Below are 17,358 nucleotides of genomic sequence, written 5' to 3'. Positions count from 1 at the left end.
AGGAAGGGGCGGGAGCGTCGGTGGGGAAGTGAGCACCGTCCCGAGGGGAGCATCCAGATGAGCAGCACGGAACCACCCACCACCGAGGTCCCGCCGCAACGCAAGTCCTGGCGGTCCCGGCTGCGCAGCCGTGGAGTCGTGATCACCGCGGTGGTCGCCGCGCTGGTCGTGATCGGCGGCGTCACCACCGCCCTGCTCCTGCCCGACCGCGACCACGACCGCTTCGGCCCCGGCTTCGACCGAGCCGGCTGGTCGGGCGCACCCCCGTGGGCGGAGGGCCGGCACGGAGGCATGGACATGGACGAGCGCGGTCCCGGTGGCGAGCGCTTCGGCGGCCCGGGCGGCCGGGGCTTCGACCTCGACGACGAACCGGTGGTCACCGGCACGGTCGCGTCCGTGGCCAACGGCTCGATCGTCGTGAACGTCGACGGCGCCGGCCAGCGCACGATCCGCACCGACGGCGAGACGCGGGTGCGTGGCTCCGGCAACAGCGGCCTCGGCGACCTGCAGGTCGGCGAGCGCGTGGTGGTCGCCGTGGAGGGCACCGGCGACGCGGCCACCGCGGAGGCGATCTGGGCGCCGCAGGCGGGCGTCACCGGCACGGTCACCGCTGTCAGCGGCGACACCGCCACCGTGACCTCCGTGGAGGGCCTCCAGGTCACCGTGAACACGACGGCGCTGTCGCAGAAGCCCGCCGTCGGTGACGTCGTGGTGCTCACCGGCACGGCCGACGCCGGCACGATCCGCGCCGACGGCATCCGCGTGCTGCCCAAGGCCTCCTGAGCCGGGTCAGGCCCGCACGATCAGTGCCCCGGGATCTGCGAGAACCCCTTGCACCACCGCGGTCGCGGCCCCGCGCAGAGCCGCTTCCGGGCCGAGCGTGGAGAAGCGAACCTCCACGCCGGCCCGGGAGAAGACCCGCGCGGTGAGCTCGGCGCGCACGGCGTCGAGCAGCGGCGGACCACATCCGGGGTAGCTGCCCCCCAGCACCACGGCGGGCACGTCGAGCAGGTGCACCGCCCCGGTGAGCGCGATGCCGAGCGCCCGGCCGGCCGCGCCGACGGCCTCGGGACGACCCGCGGCGAGCGCCTCCAGCCCGGCGACGGTCTCGAGGCAGCCGCGTCCGCCGCAGTGGCACGCCTGCCCGTCCGGCTCGACGACGACGTGGCCGATCTCGCCCGCCCGCCCACCGCCACCCGCGAAGAGGGCGCCGTCCAGCAGGATCCCGGCGCCGACGCCGATGCCGCCGGAGACGACGACGGCGTCGCTCGGCCCACCGGCCCACCGCTCGGCCAGCGCGGCGAGGTCGGCCTCGTTCCCGGCGCGGACGGGCAGGCCGTGCAGCCGCGTGCTCAGCGCGTCGCCGACGGCCACGTCAACCCAGCGGGGGAGGTTCGGCGCCCGTTCCAGAACCCCGGCCGGGCCGACGACGCCCGGCAGGGCCACCGTCGCCCCTGCGATCGGGAGCCCGGTCTCGGCCACGAGATCGTCCGCGAGCGCGGTGAGGCGGGCGAGCGCGGCGTCCGGGTCGTCGTCGCGGTGGTCCGAGACCACCGTGCGCTGCGCCCGCACCGCGCCCGTGAGGTCGACGACGCACGCGCCCACGGTGTCGACGCCGACTTCGAGCCCGAGCCCGGCGGGCCCGCGCGGGTCCAGCCGTAGCGGGCTCGCCGGCCGTCCCGGCCCGCCACGGGCGGCCGCGAGCTCCGTGACGAGCCCGGCCGCGATCAGCTCCTCCACCAGCGACGACACGGTGCCGCGCGTGAGCCCGGTACGCGCCGCCACGGCGGCCCTGGACAGCGGTTCCGGCCCGGCGACCTCCCCCAGCACGAGCGCCAGGTTGTGCCGCCGGACCGTGTGCTGCCCCGCGGGAACGCTCACCCCGACTCGCCCGCACTCATCCCGCGACTCGCGGAGCGTTCTCCCACGGGTTCACGAGCCGAGGCGCGGTGCCGTCAGCTCGCGCACCTGCGCGTAGCGTTCGCGGACTGCCGGCGTGGGGTCGGCCTCGAACGTCTCCGTGTCGGCGGCCTCCCACACCGGCGGGTTGTCGCCGCCTGCGAGCACCCAGGCCGCCTGCCGGGCCGCGCCGTCGGCCACGTACTCACCGGGCGTGGGGCGCAGCACGGGCCGCCCGAGCACCGCGGGCGCGATGCGGGCCAGGGCCTCCGAGCGGGCGCCGCCACCCACGAGGAACGCCCGTTCGAGGGGCACGTCGGCCGCGAGGAACGCGTCGAGCGCGTCGGCGAGCCCGCACAGCAGGCCTTCCACGGCCGCGCGCGCCATGTGCGCGGGCGTGGAGCTCGCCAGCGTGAGCCCGTGCAGTGCGCCGGTGGCGTCGGGCCGGTTGGGGGTCCGCTCGCCCTCCAGGTACGGCACGAGCACGAGCCCGTCGGACCCGGGCGGCGCCGACAGGGCGAGCCGGGACAGCCCGTCGTGGTCGACGCCGAGCATGCGCGCCGCCGCGTCGAGCACCCGAGCGGCGTTCAGCGTGCACACCAGCGGCAGGTGCTCGCCGGACGCGGACGCGAAGCCGGCGATGATGCCGGTCTCGTCCGCGGTCGGGGTCGGGCTGATCGCGGACACCACCCCGGACGTGCCGATCGAGATCACCACGTCCCCGACGGCGGCCCCGAGCCCGAGCGCCGCACCCGCGTTGTCGCCCGCGCCGGGCCCGACGAGCAACCCGTCCGGGGTGCGGCCGGCCGCCTCGGCCGGGCCGAGCACCCGCGGCAGCCGGACGTCCGACCGGCCGAACGCGCGCTCCAGCAGGTCGAGCCGGTACTCACCGGTGACACCCGAGAAGTAGCCGGTGCCGCTGGCGTCGGAGCGGTCGGTGACCAGGTCGTCGAGCGCGCCGGTGCCCAGCAGCTTCCAGGTGAGCCAGTCGTGCGGCAGGCACACCGCCGCGGTGGCGGCGGCGTGCTCCGGCTCGTGCTCGGCTAGCCACCGCAGCTTGGTGGCCGTGAACGACGCCACCGGGACGCTCCCGGTGGCCTCCGCCCACTCCTTGGCGCCCAGCTCGGCGACGAGGTCGGCGGCCGCGGCAGCGGAGCGGGTGTCGTTCCACAGCAGCGCGGGCCGGACGACCTCGCCCGCCTCGTCGAGGCAGACCATGCCGTGCTGCTGGCCTGCCACGGCGATCGCCTCGACCCCGTCGAGCCCGCCGGCCTCCGCGATCGCGGCCTGCAGCGCCTCCCACCAGGCGGAGGGGTGGACCTCGGTGCCGTCCGGGTGCTTCGCGTTGCCCGAACGCACGAGGGTGCCGGTGGCCGCGTCCCGGATCACGACCGTGCAGGACTGGGTCGACGAGTCGACCCCGGCCACCAGTGTCATCGGGCGCCCATCAGGTGCTCCACCGCCAGCTGGTTGAGCCGGACGTAGCCGTAGCCGCGCTCACCCGCCTTCACGGCGTCGTAGTCCTCGAACGCGGAGCGGTCGGCCTTGAGGTCGGCCACGGTCTCGCCGGGGTTCAGCGTGGGCTTCGCCAGCTCGGCCACCCCGGAGACCGCGAACGCCTCGGCCACCTCCGGGTCGGCGCGGAACGCGGCGGCCCGCTCCTTGAGCAGCAGGTAGGTGCTCATGTTCGCCGCGGCCGACGCCCAGACGCCGTCGATGTCCTCGGTGCGCAGCGGCTTGTAGTCGAAGTGCAGGGGGCCGTCGTACTTCGGCCCGCCGCCTGGCGCGCCGTTCTCCAGCAGGTCAACGGTGGCGAACGCGCTGAGCAGGTCGCCGTGACCGAACACGAGGTCCTGGTCGTACTTGATGCCGCGCTGCCCGTTCAGGTCGATGTGGAAGAGCTTGCCCGCCCACAGCGCCTGGGCGATGCCCGCCGTGTAGTTGAGCCCGGCCATCTGCTCGTGGCCGACCTCGGGGTTGACACCGACGATGTCGCCGTGCTCCAGCTCGGCGATGAACGCGAGCGCGTGGCCGAGGGTGGGCAGCAGGATGTCGCCGCGGGGCTCGTTCGGCTTCGGCTCGATCGCGAAGCGGATGTCGTAGCCCTGCTCCTTGACGTACGCGGCGAGCAGGTCGATGCCCTCGCGGTAGCGGTCGAGGGCTGCGGCGATGTCCTTGCCGGAGTCGACCTCGGCGCCCTCCCGGCCACCCCAGAAGACGTACGTCTTCGCGCCCAGCTCGGCGGCGAGGTCGAGGTTGCGGATGACCTTGCGCAGCGCGAACCGGCGCACGCCCCGGTCGTTGCTGGTGAACGCCCCGTCCTTGAAGACGGGGTGGGTGAACAGGTTGGTGGTCATCGTCGTCACGACGGTCCCGGTGTCGGCCAGGGCCGCCTTGAACCGGGCGATGATCCGGTCGCGCTCGGCGGCCTCGGTGCCGAACGGGATGAGGTCGTCGTCGTGGAAGTTCACGCCCCAGCAGCCGAGCTCGGCGAGCCGGTGCACCGACTCGACAGGGTCGATCGCGGGCCGCGTCGCGTCCCCGAACGGGTCACGGGCGGGCCAGCCGACCGTCCAGAGCCCGAAGCTGAAGCGGTCCTCGCGGGTGGGCTGCGGCATCGTCAAACCCCTTTGTTCGGCCATCGTACAAACTCGGCAACGGTAGCGTGCTCCAGGTGCGTCTGGCTACCTGGAACGTGAACTCGGCCCTCACCCGCCTGCCCCGGCTGCTGCCATGGCTGGACGAGCGCGCACCCGACGTCGTGTGCCTGCAGGAGACCAAGCTGTCCGACGAGGCGTTCGCCGAAGCCTTCGACGGGCCGCTCGCGGAGCGGGGCTACGCCGTCGCCCACTTCGGGGAGGGCCGCTGGAACGGGGTGGCGCTGCTGTCGCGCGTCGGGCTCGACGACGTCGTGCGCGGGCTGCCCGGCGAACCGCGGTTCCCGGCCCCCGACTCGCCCGCCGAGGCGCGCGCGGTTTCGGCGACGTGCGGCGGGTTGCGCGTCACGTCGGTGTACGTGCCGAACGGGCGCACGCCCGACGACCCGCACTACCTCTACAAGCTGGAGTGGCTCGCGGCGCTGCGGCAGTCGATCACCGACGCGACGACGGCGGTCGTGGCGGGTGACATGAACATCGCCCCCACCGACGAGGACCTGTGGGACCCGGCGCTCTTCGTGAACTCGACCCACGTCACGCCGGCCGAGCGGAAGGCGCTCGCCGAGATCAAGGGCCTCGGCCTGCACGACGTGGTGCGCGACCGCTGGCCGTCCGACCGGATCTTCACCTACTGGGACTACCGCGCCGGGCGGTTCCACCAGGACCTCGGCATGCGCATCGACCTCGTGCTCGCGGGGGCCGACCCGGCCGCGCGCGTGCAGGCGGCCTGGGTGGACCGCAAGGCACGCAAGGGCAGCGGCCCGAGCGACCACGCTCCCGTGATCGTCGACCTCGACACCGCACCCGACGGCGACGCCGGCCCGGTGGTGCCGCCGCCGTCGACCCCGAAGAAGCTGCCGCACCGGTCCTGAGCCGGAACGTGGCCGGATCCGGGTGGCGCCGCCCCGCAACGGTGGTCCGAGGGTCGGGGAGCCCTCCCGGAGCGAGGTGCGACCGTGTCCGCATGTCCACAGGTGCGTGGTACCCCGTTGCGCGGCCGCGGCCGGGCGTCGGCGGCGGTTGCTGGCCGCGGGCCTCGCGGTCGTGGCATCCGCACTCGCCGTGATCGGCCAGTCCGGCGCGCTCGTGCTCTACGTGGAGTCGTCATCCGCATCGGGCGAGATGGTCCAGGTCCGTACCGGCTGGAGCTGGGTGATGTGGTCCACGGAGCCGGGACATGCCGTCTCGGCGATCGACCAGTTCGTCATACCGTGGTTCTTCACCCTCGCCGGGCTGCTGTGGCCCGACCCCGAGCTGGCGCGCCTGTTCGAACGGGCCGCCGCGGCACCTGCCGTCGGCGGGTTGGTCACCCTCGGCGCCGTCCTCGCGCTCGTCGTCGCGATCCTCGTGCTCGCTTCGGGTTCGAGGCCGCTGCGTGCCGCTCCCGGCATGGCCGCGCTCGTCGCGGGCCTGCTGGTCGGCGGGGCGGCCTCGATCGGGTTCGATGTGGCCGCCGAGCTCGGCGACGCGCGCGGGCCGGGCAGTCCATGGCAGGTCGTGCAGGTCGGCGCGGGCACGTGGCTCGTACTGGCCGCCGCTCTGGTGGCGCTCGTGGTCGCGGTGCTCGTCGCCGGGCTTCCCGCTCTACCGCGACGCCCGCGGACCAGCGTCGCCCTGCTGCTGCCGGCCCTGGCGGCGGTCGCGGTCGGTGCCTGCTTCGGGGAGGTCGTCGCCGGGCGGGGGATCACCACCGGCTCGCCGTGGACCTCCAGCTACTCCGAAGCCGGCTCCGAGTACGGGCTCGACATCCCCGTCGTCGCACCGACCGAGACCGCGCCGCTGCTGGGAGTCCCCCTCGGCGCGGCTGCCGCGCTGGCGCTCGTCGCCGCGCTCGCGATGGTGCTGCGGGCGGGACGGCCCGCGCACGTCGTCCGCGGGCGGCTGCTCGGTGTGGGCGTGTGCGGCCTCGTCGTGGCCGTCGCGGCGCACGTCTGGCTGGACCTGGCCGCTGCGATGCGCAACGCACGGGTGCTGGTCGCCGCAGGCCAGGACGTCGTCGCCGCGCCGGGTCCGGGCGCATGGCTCGTGCTGGCGGCCGCAGTCATCGCCGTGGTGGTGACAGCTCTGTCGCTGGTGCGAGCGTGATCCAGTTCGGGGGCGGGTACTGCTCCTCGGTGACCGTGCTGGAGAACCGTGAGCTGACCGTCCTCGACCCGCGCACCGACGAGGTGGTCGGGCGCGTCCCGATCGCCACGCCCGAGCGGTGCGACGAGGCCGTCGCGTCCGCTCGGCGCGCCGCGTCCGATTGGGCCCGCACGCCGGCGGCGGAGCGCGGGGCCGCCCTGCACGCCGCCGCTGCCGCCGTCCGCGAGGCCGCCGACGAGCTCGCCGCCCTGAACTCCCGGGAGACCGGCAAGCCGGTGGAGGACGCCCGTGGTGGCGTCGACGCGGGCATCGGCACGCTCGTGCAGTACGCCGAGCTCGGGCCGGTGCACCGCGGCCGCAGCCTGCACGGTGCCTGGGACGCCGCCGACCTGATGGTCCCCGAGCCGCGGGGTGTCGTGGCCGTGCTGACGCCGTGGAACGACCCGGTGGCAGTGGCGGCCGGGCTGATCGGGGCCGCGGTCGTCACCGGCAACACCGTCGTCCACAAGCCGAGCGAGCGCTGCCCGCAGACCGGGCGCCGGTTCGCCGAGCTGGTGGCAGCAGCCCTGCCGCCCGGCGTCCTCGAGATCGTCGACGGGGACGGCGCGGTCGGCGCCCGGCTCGCCTCGGCGCCGGTCGACGTCGTGGCGCACGTCGGCAGCTCCGCGACCGGCCGCGCCATCACCGAGGCCTGCGCCCGCACCGGTGCCCGCCCGCTGCTGGAGAACGGCGGGAACGACCCGCTGATCGTCGACGCGGGAGTCGACCCGGGGTGGGCCGCCGCGCAGGCCGCGCTCGGAGCGTTCGCCAACGCGGGGCAGATCTGCGTGTCCGTCGAGCGGATCTTCGTGCACGCCGCCGAGGCCGACGCGTTCATCGAGGCGCTCGTGGGGGAGGCGCGGCAGTGGGCGGATCGGATCGGTCCGCTCGTCGACCGGGCGCACCGCGAGCACGTGCACGGGCACGTCCAGGGGGCGCTCGACGCCGGTGCGCACGCCCTGACCGGCGGCGCGATCCCGGGCGGGCCCGGCGCGTTCTACCCGCCCACCGTGCTGATCGGGTGCGTCCCGGCCATGGCGGTGATGAGCGAGGAGACGTTCGGTCCGGTCGCCCCGGTCCGGGTCGTGCGCGACTTCCCCACCGCGTTGCAGGAGGCGAGCGCCGACCGCTACGGCCTCGCCGCCACCGTCCTCACCTCCGACATGGAGCACGCGCAGCGCGCGTGGCGCGAGCTGCCGGTCGGCACGGTCAAGGTCAACAACGTGTTCGGCGGTGCGCCCGGTGGGGCGTCCCAGCCGCGCGGCGACAGCGGTTCGGGCTTCGGGTTCGGCCCCGAGCTGCTCGACGAGATGACGGCGGTGAAGGTCGTGCACCTCGCCCCGGCCCCGCGACCCACCTGAGCGACACACATTGGGGCGGACTTCCCCGGTTTCGGCAGCGGCTCGACCCGGATGGAGCAAACGTGCTCGGTGTCATCCGACGAAGGAGGAGCCGTGCGCACCCGTCCCATCCGGCAGGTCGTCGCGAACGCGGTTGCCGTGCTCGCCGTGATCGGCATCGTCTTCGGCGCCGTCACCGCATGCGGTTCGCCCGACCAGCCTCAAGAAGCGACGCCGATCGCGCCCGATCAGCCCGGCACACCGGGTGGGCTGAACGCCGCCCTCGGCATGGGCGCGAACAACACGCTCGGGGCAGCGGGTTCGGCCGCGTCGGCGATCGCGGCTCTCGGCGGCCTCGGCCAGGCGCAGGGCAGCGCCCAGGACGTCCGGACGCTCAGCGCGCAGTACTCCACCGACGGGCAGGCGGTTCTCGACCGGTTCAAGGCCAGCGTGGGGGGCATCCTCGCCACCGAGCCGACCGCGGAGCAGCAGGCCACCCTCGCCGATCTGCGCGCCCGCAGCGGGGAGCAGTTCGACCAGGCGTGGCTGCGGGCCGCCGGCCGGTTCCAGCAGCAGGTGCGAGAGGCGGCGAACGCCGTCCTCGCCGACGAGGACGCCTCGGACCAGGCCAAGGCCGCCGCGCAGGATGCGCTGAAGCGCCTCGACTCGACTGCCGAAGAGCTCCGGCAGGCTTCTGCTCCGGCCGGTGCCGCCACCCCCGGGGCCGTCGACGCGGGGAGCGGCGGGCAGGCCGCAGGCGATGTGACGCCGGCCGCGATCGTCCTGGTCGGGCTCGGGGCCCTGCTGCTCTCCGGCGCGCTGTGGTGGCGGCGCCGGGCGGCGTGACGCCCCGCGCGGGCACCGCCGTCCTCGAGGGGGTACGCCCCGCGATCGACGAGGCGGTGGGGCGCCATCGCGCCCCGATCGCGGACCGCCCGGCCGCCGTGGGCCGTGGTCCACGCGACGCTCGCCTCGCCCGCGCTCTTGCCGTCGCGGGCGGGATGTGCCTCGTGGGCGGGGCGGCCATGCTCGGCCCGGGGCCCGCGCCGGACGCGACGCCGTTCGACTCCCCGGTCGGGGCCGTGCGGGCAGTGGTGAACCCGTTCGCACCGGCACCCGTCGTCGACGGCGTGCTCGCCCGGCTGGTCGCCGGTGAGGCCCCCGCATCGGAGCCGGTCCGGGCGGGCACGCCGCCAGTCGAGCTCGCGCTGCCCTCGCGCGACCTGCGCGCTCCCGTCGTCGCCGTGCCGACGGGACCGGAGGGCGCGCTCGTGGTGCCCGAACCGCCCTCCACCGTGGGCTGGTGGTCGCCGAGCGCCCTCGCAGGCGGCGCAGGCGGGACGACGGTGCTCGCCGGGCACGTCGACTCCCTCGCGGGCGGGCTCGGTGCGCTGGCCGTCCTGCGGCAGGTCGCGGAGGGCGAGGAGATCGTCCTGCTCGGGGCGGACGGCCGCTCCGTGGGCTACCGCGTGAGCGCCCGCCGCCAGTACGCGAAGGCGGAGCTGCCGCGCGAGGTGTTCGCCGCGGGCGGCCCGCCCCGCCTGGTGCTGATCACGTGCGGCGGTGCGTTCGACCGCCGCACCCGGCACTACTCCGACAACGTGGTGGTGTTCGCCGATCCGGGCTGAGCCGCCCGCGCCGCGCCGAACACGCCGATCAGCCCCAGCGCCACGAGCACCGCGATCAGCACCGGCAGCGCCGCCGCCGGCGTGCCGAGCAGCGCGAGCACCGCGCCGCCCGCGCCGATCAGGATGGCGGTGCCGAGCTGGTCGGCGATCTGGGCGGCCGAGGTGTGGAAGCCGGTCTCGTGCGCCTCGGACTGCTGGAGCAGCAGGAACGACACCGACGAGAACCCGAGGCCCATCCCGAGCCCTGCGATCGCCCAGAACGGCAGGGCCAGCCACGGGATCCCCCACGACGGGGCGACCAGCAGCATGCCGGCGGCGCCGACGGTGACCCCGCAGAAGCCGACGCGCAGCAGCGTGGTGCGCGGCAGGTCGGGATGCCTGCCCTGCCACGCCGACGCCCCCGACCAGGCCAGCGCGCCGACGATCAGCGGGATCCCGGCCGCGGCCAGCGACCAGCCGTGCGTCGCCTCGAGCATGAGCGGCAGGTACGAGTTGATCGTGAAGAACACGCCCGCGAGCAGGCCGCGCGAGGCGACGACCGTGGGGATCCCGCGCCCCAGCCGGAACACCCCGCGCGGGAAGAGCCGCACGAGCGCGGGGACGAGCACCGCGACCGAGGCGACGGCCACGACGGCGGCGAGCACCGACGCGTGCTGCGAGGCCCAGCTCAGTGCGGCCACCCCGAGGGAGGCCGCGAACGCCGCGGGCACCACGCCGCGGCGGACGGCACCGACCCCCTGCTCCGGCGGCGTCAGCGTGCGCACCGCGGGCACCACGAGCGCGGTGGCGACCAGGACGAGGGGGACCAGCCCGAGGAACACCCAGTGCCAGGAGAGGGTCTGCGTGACCAGCCCGGACACCGGCGGCCCGAGCAGCGCCGGGAGCACCCACGCCGAGGAGATGAGGCCGAACACCGCGGGCCGGGCCCGCTCCGGGTACACCGCCGCGATCAGCACGAAGATCGCCACGCTGGACATCCCGGCACCCGCGCCCTGCAGCACGCGGCCCACGAGGAGCTGGGCCATGGTCGTGGCCGTGCCGGCGACCAGCAGGCCGGCGCCGAACATCAGCGGCGACACCACCAGCGGCACCCGCGGGCCCGCCCGGTCGCACCAGCGGCCACCGAGCACCGTGGCGAACACCGACGCGGCCATGAACGACACGAACGGCCACGCGTAGAGCGCGACGCCGCCGAGGTCGGCGACGAGCGCCGGCATCGCGGTGTTCACCCCCATCGCCTCGAACGCGATGAGACTGATCAGGAGGACGATGCCGATCGTCGTCGCGCGCCGGCTCGGTCCGAACAGTTCGTCGCGGACGGCGCTGGGGGTCTGGGCTGCGGTCACGCCGACGATGGTGCAACCTCAACAGGGGTACAGGTCAAACTCGTTTGCGGCGGGGGGTCCGCATGCCGGTCAGGACGACGCACACCGGGAGCCTGCCGCGTCCCGCCCACCTGCTCGCGGCCATCGCCGAGCGCGAGCGCGGCGGGCCCGAGCTCGACCCGGCCGCGGTGCGCGACGCGGTTGCCGGGTGCGTGCGCAGGCAGGTGGAGACGGGCCTCGACGTCGTCAACGACGGCGAGCTCGGCAAGATCAGTTACGTCACGTACGTGCGGTCGCGGATCACCGGGCTGGAGGCGGTCGAGCGCGAGCCCCGCCCCAACGCGGCGCTCGACGGCTTCCCGGAGTACGCCGAGCGGCTCGCCCGGCAGGCCGCGTCGCGCGACTTCGTCATCCCCGTCTGCCGGGGCCCGGTCACCTACCCGGACACCGCGCCGGTCGAGGCCGACATCGCCGCCCTGCGCTCCGCCGCCGACGCCGCCGGGGCGGGGGAGGCGTTCCTCACCGCCGCATCGCCCGGCGTGATCGCGTTGTTCGTCGACGACGAGCACCACGCCGACCGCACCACCTACCTCGCGGCGCTCGCCGACGCGATGAAGACGGAGTACGGCGCGATCGTCCGCGCCGGCCTCATGCTGCAGGTCGACTGCCCCGACCTCGCGTCAGGCCGCGCCGGCTTCCCCGACGGGGAGGACGGCCTGCGCGCCCACCGCGCGCGCATGGAGGAGAACATCGCCGCGCTCAACAGCGCGCTGCGCGACGTCCCCCGCGAGCGCGTGCGGCTGCACGTCTGCTGGGGCAACTACGAGGGGCCGCACCACCGCGACGTGCCGCTGCGCGAGATCCTGGACGTCCTGCTCACCGCGCGCGTCGGCACGCTGTCCTTCGAGGGAGCGAACCCCCGGCACGGCCACGAGTGGGCGGTCCTCGCCGACGCCGACCTCCCGGACGACCTCGTCCTCATGCCCGGCGTGATCGACAGCACCACCAACTACGTGGAGCACCCCGAGCTCGTCGCCCAGCGGATCGAGCACTACGCGCGGATCGTCGGCCCCGACCGCGTGCTCGCCTCCACCGACTGCGGGATGGCCACCCTCGCGGTCAGCGAGGACGGCGTGGACCCGCGCATCGCGTGGGCGAAGCTGCGGGCCCTCACCGAAGGCGCCGCACTGGCCAAGGCCTGACTCGCGGCGCCGCGAAGTTCAGGAAAGCCACGTTGCTGTACTCCAGGTTCAGGAATGTGGCTTTCCTGAACCTCCGGGCGGAGCCGCCCGACCGCGTGGCAACCTTCTCCCGTGAGCACCAGCACCACCACCCCGACCGAGACCCCCGAGGCCACCGCGGTGCGGGAGGCCGCCCAGCGCGCCGCCGCGGCCGCGCCGGGGGTGCGTGCCGCGGGTGGCGCTGCGGTCGACGCCGCCCTGCGCACCGCGGCAGAGCTGCTGCGGGAGCGGGAGTCCGACCTGCTGGCCGCCAACGCCACGGACGTCGCCGCTGCCGAGCGGGGTGGGATGGCCGCCGGCCTGCTCGACCGGCTGCGGCTCACCCCGGAGCGGCTGGCCGACATGGCCACCCAGCTCGAGGTGCTCGCCGGCACGCCGGAGCCGCCCGCCGAGCGCGAGGTGCGCACGCTGCCGAGCGGTGAGCGGGTCTACGAGCGGCGGGTGCCGGTCGGCGTGATCGGGGCGGTGTTCGAGGCCCGCCCGAACGTCACCGTCGACGTGGCGTCCCAGGTGCTGAAGGCACGCAGCGCCGCCGTGCTGCGCACCGGCTCGGCCGCGCTCGGCTCCGCCCGCGCCCTCGTCGAGCTCGTGATCGCGCCTGCCCTCGAGCGCAACGGCGTGCCGCCCGCCGCCGTGCAGCTCGTCCCCACGCCCGGCCACGCAGGCGCGGAGGCGCTGGTCGGGCTGCCCGACCTCGTCCCGCTCGTCGTGGTGCGGGGCAGCGGCGAGGTCACCCGCAAGCTGTCCGCGCTCGGCGCCACCGCTGGCACCCGGGTCCTCGCCCACGCCGACGGCGGCGGCGTCCTCTACCTGGACGCGAGCGCCGACCCGGCCGACGTCACGCGGCTGGTCACGGAGAGCACCGACCGGCTCGGCGTCTGCAACCGCCTCAACCTGCTGCTGATCGACCGCCCCGCGTACGGCCGGCTGTGGCCGGTTGCCGAGGAGGCGCTGCGCGCCCGGCAGATCACACCGAGCCTGCCCCCGCACACCCACCCCCTCGGCCACGAGTGGGCCCTCGACTCGGGCGCCGAGGCGCACGTCACGGTCACACCGGTGGACGGCCCGGTGGACGCCGCGGCCACCGCGATCCGGGAGACGTCCGGGCTCGCGGCCTCCGTCTGCGCAACGGACGAGGCGGCCGCCACCGCGTTCATCGACGCGTACACCGGCACCGGCGTCTTCTGGAACACCACCACCCGGCTGCTCGACGGCTACAAGCTGCTCGGCCTGCCCGAGACCGGCATCAACGTCGACCACACGCCGGGCCCGCGTGGCCCCGTGACCTACGTCGACCTGTCGTTGCGCCAGTTCGTGGTGCTGCCGCCCGCCTGACGGACGTCGCGTGCGGTGCACCCGAACCGGGCCTTGAACGCCCGGCTGAAGTGCGACGCGTCGACGAAGCCCCACGAGAAGGCCAGGTCGCTGATCGTGCGGTGACGCAGGGCGGGGTCGCAGAGGTCGGCGCGCACCGCGTCGAGGCGCTTCGCCCAGATCCACTCCGCGATCGAGCACGGCTCCCCGGCGAACGCCCGGTGCAGCGTGCTCACCGAGGTGTGCAGCGTGGCGGCGATCGCGGCCACCGTGAGGCCGGGGTCGCGCAGCCGGGTACGGGCGCACGCCTTGATCTGCTCGCGACGAGCGGCCAGCTCCGGCTCCGGGGCGGGTGCTCCGGGGGCGAGGGAGCTCAGACCGGCCACGACGATGTGCTCCACGCTCTGCGCCACGGCCGCCGCCGCGGCCGGCTCGAGCACCTCGATGTCGGTGGCGAGCGTCCGGATCATCTCGATCATCAGGTGCCCGGCCCCGCGGGAGCCGCGGACGCCGCGCGCCGTGAGCTCCTGCACCCGCCGCAGCTGCGAGCGCAGGGTCGGGCCGGGGAGCATGAGCACGTACTGCTGGAACTGCGCGTCGAAGTGCAGCTCGTACGGCCGGGTGGAGTCGTAGAGGGCGAAGTCGCCAGGCGCCAGCGCCGCGGTGCGCCCGTCCTGCACCAGGGCGCCCGCGCCCCTGGTCTGGATGCTCACGAGGAAGTAGTCCTCGGCCGCCGCCGCGATGAGCGACGGCGTGCGCCGGACGTGCTGCGCGGTGGCGGTGACGCGGGAGAGCTCCAGCGTGGCGAGTGAGTCGGCCCGGATCTCCCCGACGACGTCGCGGCCCGGCGCGGTGGTGTCGAGCCGGACGTAGGTGTCTGAGACGGCCTCGTTCCAGTACGCCAACCGCTCCCGCGCGTCCACCGCGTCGGTGCTGAGCAGGCGCGCCATGGGAAGACGGTAGGGAGGCGGTCGCCACCAGGCAAGATGCCGTCCGGCCTATGTCGGCGGCAATGTCCAGAGGCCGCGGGGCTTTCGGTGGTGCGTGCCCCGGTAGGGCCGGTTCACCGCCTCCTTCACGAACCACCACCCCTCGTCCTCCGTCTCCGCCCAGCCGTGCGAGGTCTTCCCCTCGTCCAGCACCACGGTCCACCGGTACCGGCCGGAGCGCTCGCTGAACGTCACCGATGCCCGGCCCTGCTCGCGCGCGATCATCAGCCGCGCCTCGGCCTCGTCCGCCGCCTCGCCCATCGCGAACCCACCTCCGGGGATCTTCGTCATCCAGAACGCCATGCACTCCACGATGCCGCATACTCCGCATAGAGCGCAATAACAGCAGAGGCCGCACAAGCAGCAGTAACCGCACTGACCTGCGCCTACGGTCGAGGGGTGTCAGAACCGCGCCTCGTCACCACGGCGGAGCTGGCGCGTGCCCTGGGCCTGGCGCCCCGCACGATCCAGAAGTACAGGCAGGACGGCATCCTGACCCCGGATCTCGAATCGGCCGGTGGGCACGCCAGGTGGAACATCGAGCGAGTCCGCGATGAACTCCGGCGGATCGCGGCCGAGCGTCGCGAGGACCGCTAGATCCGCTTCCCCCGGCGCCAGGGCAAGCCCAGCGTCAGCAAAGCCACTTTCATGTCCTCTCGCGTCCTGAAAGTGGCTTTGCTGACACGGCCTTGCCCGAGCCGTCCTCGCACCGATGTGCGTCGGACAGTCAACACATCCGACACGCAGGGACCAGCGTGCGTCCCGACCGCACGCCACGCTTCCCGGGTATGACCCACCCCCGCTTCCGCGCCGCGGCCGTGCAGGCCGCCCCCGAGTTCCTCGACCTCGAAGCCGGTGTCGACAAGTCGATCGCCCTCATCGCCGAGGCCGCCGGGAACGGCGCGCAGCTGATCGGGTTCCCGGAGACCTTCCTGCCGGGCTACCCGTGGTTCATCTGGCTGGACGCGCCGGCGTGGGGGCTGCAGTTCTTCCCGCGCTACCACGACAACTCCCTGGTCTACGGCTCGCCGCAGGCGGAGCGGCTCGCCGCCGCGGCGCGCAGGCACGGGATCACCGTGGTGATGGGGCTGTCCGAGCGGCACGGCGGCAGCCTCTACATCGCGCAGTGGCTCATCGGGCCGGACGGGGAGACGATCGCGAAGCGGCGCAAGCTCAAGCCGACCCACGTCGAGCGCACCGTGTTCGGCGAGGGCGACGGCAGCGACCTGTCGGTGTACGACACCCCGCTGGGCCGCATGGGCGGGCTGTGCTGCTGGGAGCACCTGCAGCCGCTGTCGAAGTACGCCATGTACGCGCAGAACGAGCAGGTGCACGTCGCGGCGTGGCCGAGCTTCTCGCTCTACGCCGGCGCCGCGTACGCGCTCGGCCCCGAGGTGAACACGTCGGCGAGCCGGATCTACGCCGTCGAGGGCGGCTGTTTCGTGGTGGCCCCGTGCGCCACCGTCTCGCCCGGGATGGTCGAGCTGATGTGCACCGACGACACGAAGCGCGCCTTGCTCCAGACCGGCGGCGGGTACGCCCGGATCTTCGGTCCCGACGGGAGCCTCCTGCACGAGCCGCTCGCGCCGGACGCCGAGGGGATCGTGTACGCCGACCTCGACCTCGGCATGATCTCCCTCGCCAAGGCCGCCGCCGACCCGGCGGGCCACTACTCGCGGCCGGACGTCACGCGCCTGCTTCTCAACAAGACCCCGGGCGACCGCGTCGTGCCGTTCGCCGCCCCCGGCGTCGAGATCGAGGGTGAGCTCCCGCCGATCGCGGCCACCCGCGTCGCCGCGGACGTGTGACGTGGAGTCGGCCATCCCGGCGCACCTCGCCGCAACGCGCACCCACCCCCGCCGGATGAAGGAGGGGTACGCGCCGCCGTACCCGTCCTTCGTCGCGCGGATGCGGCCCGCCGTGCGCCAGGTCGTCATGGCCTACTTCGGGCTGCAGTTCCGCGGGGAGCCGCCGGTCGGCGCTCTCGACGTCCTCGACGCCGCCTTCGCCGCGGCCGACGGGCCGGGCCACCACGACCGGGCGCGCGAGGTTGCCGCGGACGGGACGGTCGACATCGTGTCGATCGCCTACTGGGACGACCCGGCGTCGTTCGACCGCTGGTCCGCCGCCCACCGCGAGTCCTGGCTCGGTGTTCGGGACGGCTGCGGCCGCTGGGCCGAGGTCCTGCGGCCCACCGTCGAGGAGCACGAGACGCTGTTCTCCTCACTCGGCCGCCCGGAGGGCGTCGGCGCGCTCGCCGACGAGTGGAGCGGTGAGATCGCGGAGCACGGCTACTGGGGCGGGGTTCGCGATCGGATCCCGCTGTCGCAGACCGACCCGCTCGCACCGGTCGGTGCGCCCGTCGTCGAGCGCGACGGGGGCCGGGTGCGGATCCGGCCGCACGGCGGGATCTGCCTGATCCGGTCGGGCCAGGACTGGGCCGACACCGACGATGCCGAGCGGGCAATGTACCTGAACGACGTCGAACCCGTGCTGAGGGCCGGGATGGACTTCCTCCGCACCGAGGGGCGGGAGGTCGGCTGCTACGCCAACCGCTACCTCACGGTGGTCGAGGACGGGCGGCCGGTGGAGCGCACGTTCGGCCTCGGCTGGTGGCGCAGCCTCGCCGACCTGGAGCGCTGGGCGGAGTCCCACCCGACGCACGTCGCGATCTTCGGGGCCGCCATGCGGTACCTGTCCACGTTGGGGCCCGCCGCCCGGTTGCGCCTGTACCACGAGGTGTCGGTGGTGGCCGACGGCGAGGCGCTCTTCGAGTACGTCGACTGCCGGCCGGGCACCGGCCTGCTCGGCGTGTCGACGGGGTAGGCGGCAGGTCCTCGC

Annotated in this window: 17 protein-coding genes; 11 read left to right on the top strand and 6 right to left on the bottom strand. The window is 74.7% G+C overall.

Going from position 1 to position 17,358, the window contains the following annotated elements:
* Window positions 1-57: 57 nt before the first annotated feature.
* Complete coding sequence (locus tag FB388_RS28820) at window positions 58-783, top strand: hypothetical protein (protein WP_142105255.1); 726 nt, start codon at window positions 58-60, stop codon at window positions 781-783.
* 6 nt (window positions 784-789) lie between these two features.
* On the opposite strand, the gene FB388_RS28815 is transcribed toward FB388_RS28820, so the two are convergent.
* From FB388_RS28815 to xylA, 3 genes are read right to left on the bottom strand one after another with little or no spacing between them, the layout of a single operon-like run.
* Window positions 790-1,881, bottom strand: coding sequence for an ROK family transcriptional regulator (locus tag FB388_RS28815; protein ID WP_142105254.1), 1,092 nt, complete (start codon window positions 1,879-1,881; stop codon window positions 790-792).
* Window positions 1,882-1,932: 51 nt separating this feature from the next.
* Window positions 1,933-3,336, bottom strand: coding sequence for a xylulokinase (gene xylB / locus FB388_RS28810; RefSeq protein WP_142105253.1), 1,404 nt, complete (start codon window positions 3,334-3,336; stop codon window positions 1,933-1,935).
* Window positions 3,333-4,517 carry a xylose isomerase gene (xylA, locus tag FB388_RS28805; RefSeq protein WP_142105252.1) on the bottom strand — a complete coding sequence of 395 codons (1,185 nt, stop codon included), beginning with the start codon at window positions 4,515-4,517 and terminating at the stop codon, window positions 3,333-3,335. The genes xylB and xylA overlap by 4 nt, the downstream gene beginning before the upstream one ends.
* 56 nt (window positions 4,518-4,573) lie before the next feature.
* On the opposite strand from xylA, the gene FB388_RS28800 reads away from it, so the two are divergent.
* The 5 genes from FB388_RS28800 (at window position 4,574) to FB388_RS28780 (ending at window position 9,648) form a co-directional block, all read left to right on the top strand.
* Window positions 4,574-5,428: an exodeoxyribonuclease III gene (locus tag FB388_RS28800; RefSeq protein ID WP_142105251.1), complete on the top strand. Its 855-nt coding sequence runs from the start codon at window positions 4,574-4,576 to the stop codon at window positions 5,426-5,428.
* A gap of 172 nt (window positions 5,429-5,600) precedes the next feature.
* Window positions 5,601-6,641, top strand: coding sequence for a hypothetical protein (locus FB388_RS28795; protein ID WP_142105250.1), 1,041 nt, complete (start codon window positions 5,601-5,603; stop codon window positions 6,639-6,641).
* A 29-nt stretch (window positions 6,642-6,670) separates the two neighbouring features.
* On the top strand, window positions 6,671-8,041 hold the full coding sequence (locus FB388_RS28790) for an aldehyde dehydrogenase family protein (protein ID WP_425468592.1): 1,371 nt from the start codon (window positions 6,671-6,673) through the stop codon (window positions 8,039-8,041).
* A gap of 93 nt (window positions 8,042-8,134) precedes the next feature.
* The gene (locus FB388_RS28785; protein ID WP_170225873.1) at window positions 8,135-8,866 is read left to right on the top strand and encodes a DUF4142 domain-containing protein; all 732 of its coding nucleotides are present in this window, start codon (window positions 8,135-8,137) and stop codon (window positions 8,864-8,866) included.
* Window positions 8,863-9,648 carry a class F sortase gene (locus FB388_RS28780; RefSeq protein ID WP_142105247.1) on the top strand — a complete coding sequence of 262 codons (786 nt, stop codon included), beginning with the start codon at window positions 8,863-8,865 and terminating at the stop codon, window positions 9,646-9,648. Before FB388_RS28785 ends, FB388_RS28780 begins: the two co-directional genes overlap by 4 nt.
* On the opposite strand, the gene FB388_RS28775 is transcribed toward FB388_RS28780, so the two are convergent.
* Window positions 9,609-10,994 carry an MFS transporter gene (locus FB388_RS28775; RefSeq protein ID WP_246122476.1) on the bottom strand — a complete coding sequence of 462 codons (1,386 nt, stop codon included), beginning with the start codon at window positions 10,992-10,994 and terminating at the stop codon, window positions 9,609-9,611. The genes FB388_RS28780 and FB388_RS28775 overlap by 40 nt on opposite strands.
* A gap of 62 nt (window positions 10,995-11,056) precedes the next feature.
* Between FB388_RS28775 and FB388_RS28770 the strand changes: the two genes are divergently transcribed.
* Both FB388_RS28770 and FB388_RS28765 read left to right on the top strand, forming a co-directional pair.
* Complete coding sequence (locus FB388_RS28770) at window positions 11,057-12,175, top strand: cobalamin-independent methionine synthase II family protein (RefSeq protein WP_142105246.1); 1,119 nt, start codon at window positions 11,057-11,059, stop codon at window positions 12,173-12,175.
* A 111-nt stretch (window positions 12,176-12,286) separates the two neighbouring features.
* A complete protein-coding gene (locus FB388_RS28765) occupies window positions 12,287-13,549 on the top strand; it encodes an aldehyde dehydrogenase family protein (protein WP_142105245.1) in 1,263 nt (420 codons plus the stop codon).
* Here the strand turns inward: FB388_RS28765 and FB388_RS28760 are convergent.
* Both FB388_RS28760 and FB388_RS28755 read right to left on the bottom strand, forming a co-directional pair.
* Window positions 13,501-14,478 (bottom strand): AraC-like ligand-binding domain-containing protein, encoded by a 978-nt coding sequence (locus tag FB388_RS28760; protein WP_142105244.1) that lies wholly within the window; start codon window positions 14,476-14,478, stop codon window positions 13,501-13,503. The two genes, FB388_RS28765 and FB388_RS28760, sit on opposite strands and share 49 nt — an antisense overlap.
* A gap of 48 nt (window positions 14,479-14,526) precedes the next feature.
* Window positions 14,527-14,820: a hypothetical protein gene (locus tag FB388_RS28755; protein WP_142105243.1), complete on the bottom strand. Its 294-nt coding sequence runs from the start codon at window positions 14,818-14,820 to the stop codon at window positions 14,527-14,529.
* A gap of 96 nt (window positions 14,821-14,916) precedes the next feature.
* Here FB388_RS28755 and FB388_RS28750 point away from each other — a divergent pair, with 96 nt between their 5' ends.
* From FB388_RS28750 to FB388_RS28740, 3 genes are all read left to right on the top strand, one after another.
* Window positions 14,917-15,114: a MerR family transcriptional regulator gene (locus FB388_RS28750; RefSeq protein ID WP_142105242.1), complete on the top strand. Its 198-nt coding sequence runs from the start codon at window positions 14,917-14,919 to the stop codon at window positions 15,112-15,114.
* A 191-nt stretch (window positions 15,115-15,305) separates the two neighbouring features.
* On the top strand, window positions 15,306-16,325 hold the full coding sequence (locus FB388_RS28745; RefSeq protein WP_142105241.1) for a carbon-nitrogen hydrolase family protein: 1,020 nt from the start codon (window positions 15,306-15,308) through the stop codon (window positions 16,323-16,325).
* A gap of 1 nt (window position 16,326) precedes the next feature.
* On the top strand, window positions 16,327-17,343 hold the full coding sequence (locus tag FB388_RS28740; protein ID WP_142105240.1) for a phenylacetaldoxime dehydratase family protein: 1,017 nt from the start codon (window positions 16,327-16,329) through the stop codon (window positions 17,341-17,343).
* Window positions 17,344-17,358 lie beyond the last annotated feature (15 nt).

This window comes from Pseudonocardia cypriaca, assembly GCF_006717045.1.
GTDB lineage: Bacteria > Actinomycetota > Actinomycetes > Mycobacteriales > Pseudonocardiaceae > Pseudonocardia > Pseudonocardia cypriaca.
Note: the sequence above shows the minus strand (reverse complement) of the source record. Positions and strands in the feature narration are given on the sequence as shown.

What these genes read in the sequence shown, in the direction of transcription:
- xylA (WP_142105252.1), bottom strand. Translation starts at nt 4,517, where the DNA reads ATGCCGCAGCCCACCCGCGAGGACCGCTTCAGCTTCGGGCTCTGGACG.
- FB388_RS28770 (WP_142105246.1), top strand. Translation starts at nt 11,057, where the DNA reads ATGCCGGTCAGGACGACGCACACCGGGAGCCTGCCGCGTCCCGCCCAC.
- FB388_RS28760 (WP_142105244.1), bottom strand. Translation starts at nt 14,478, where the DNA reads ATGGCGCGCCTGCTCAGCACCGACGCGGTGGACGCGCGGGAGCGGTTG.
- FB388_RS28820 (WP_142105255.1), top strand. Translation starts at nt 58, where the DNA reads ATGAGCAGCACGGAACCACCCACCACCGAGGTCCCGCCGCAACGCAAG.
- FB388_RS28755 (WP_142105243.1), bottom strand. Translation starts at nt 14,820, where the DNA reads ATGGCGTTCTGGATGACGAAGATCCCCGGAGGTGGGTTCGCGATGGGC.
- xylB (WP_142105253.1), bottom strand. Translation starts at nt 3,336, where the DNA reads ATGACACTGGTGGCCGGGGTCGACTCGTCGACCCAGTCCTGCACGGTC.
- FB388_RS28745 (WP_142105241.1), top strand. Translation starts at nt 15,306, where the DNA reads ATGACCCACCCCCGCTTCCGCGCCGCGGCCGTGCAGGCCGCCCCCGAG.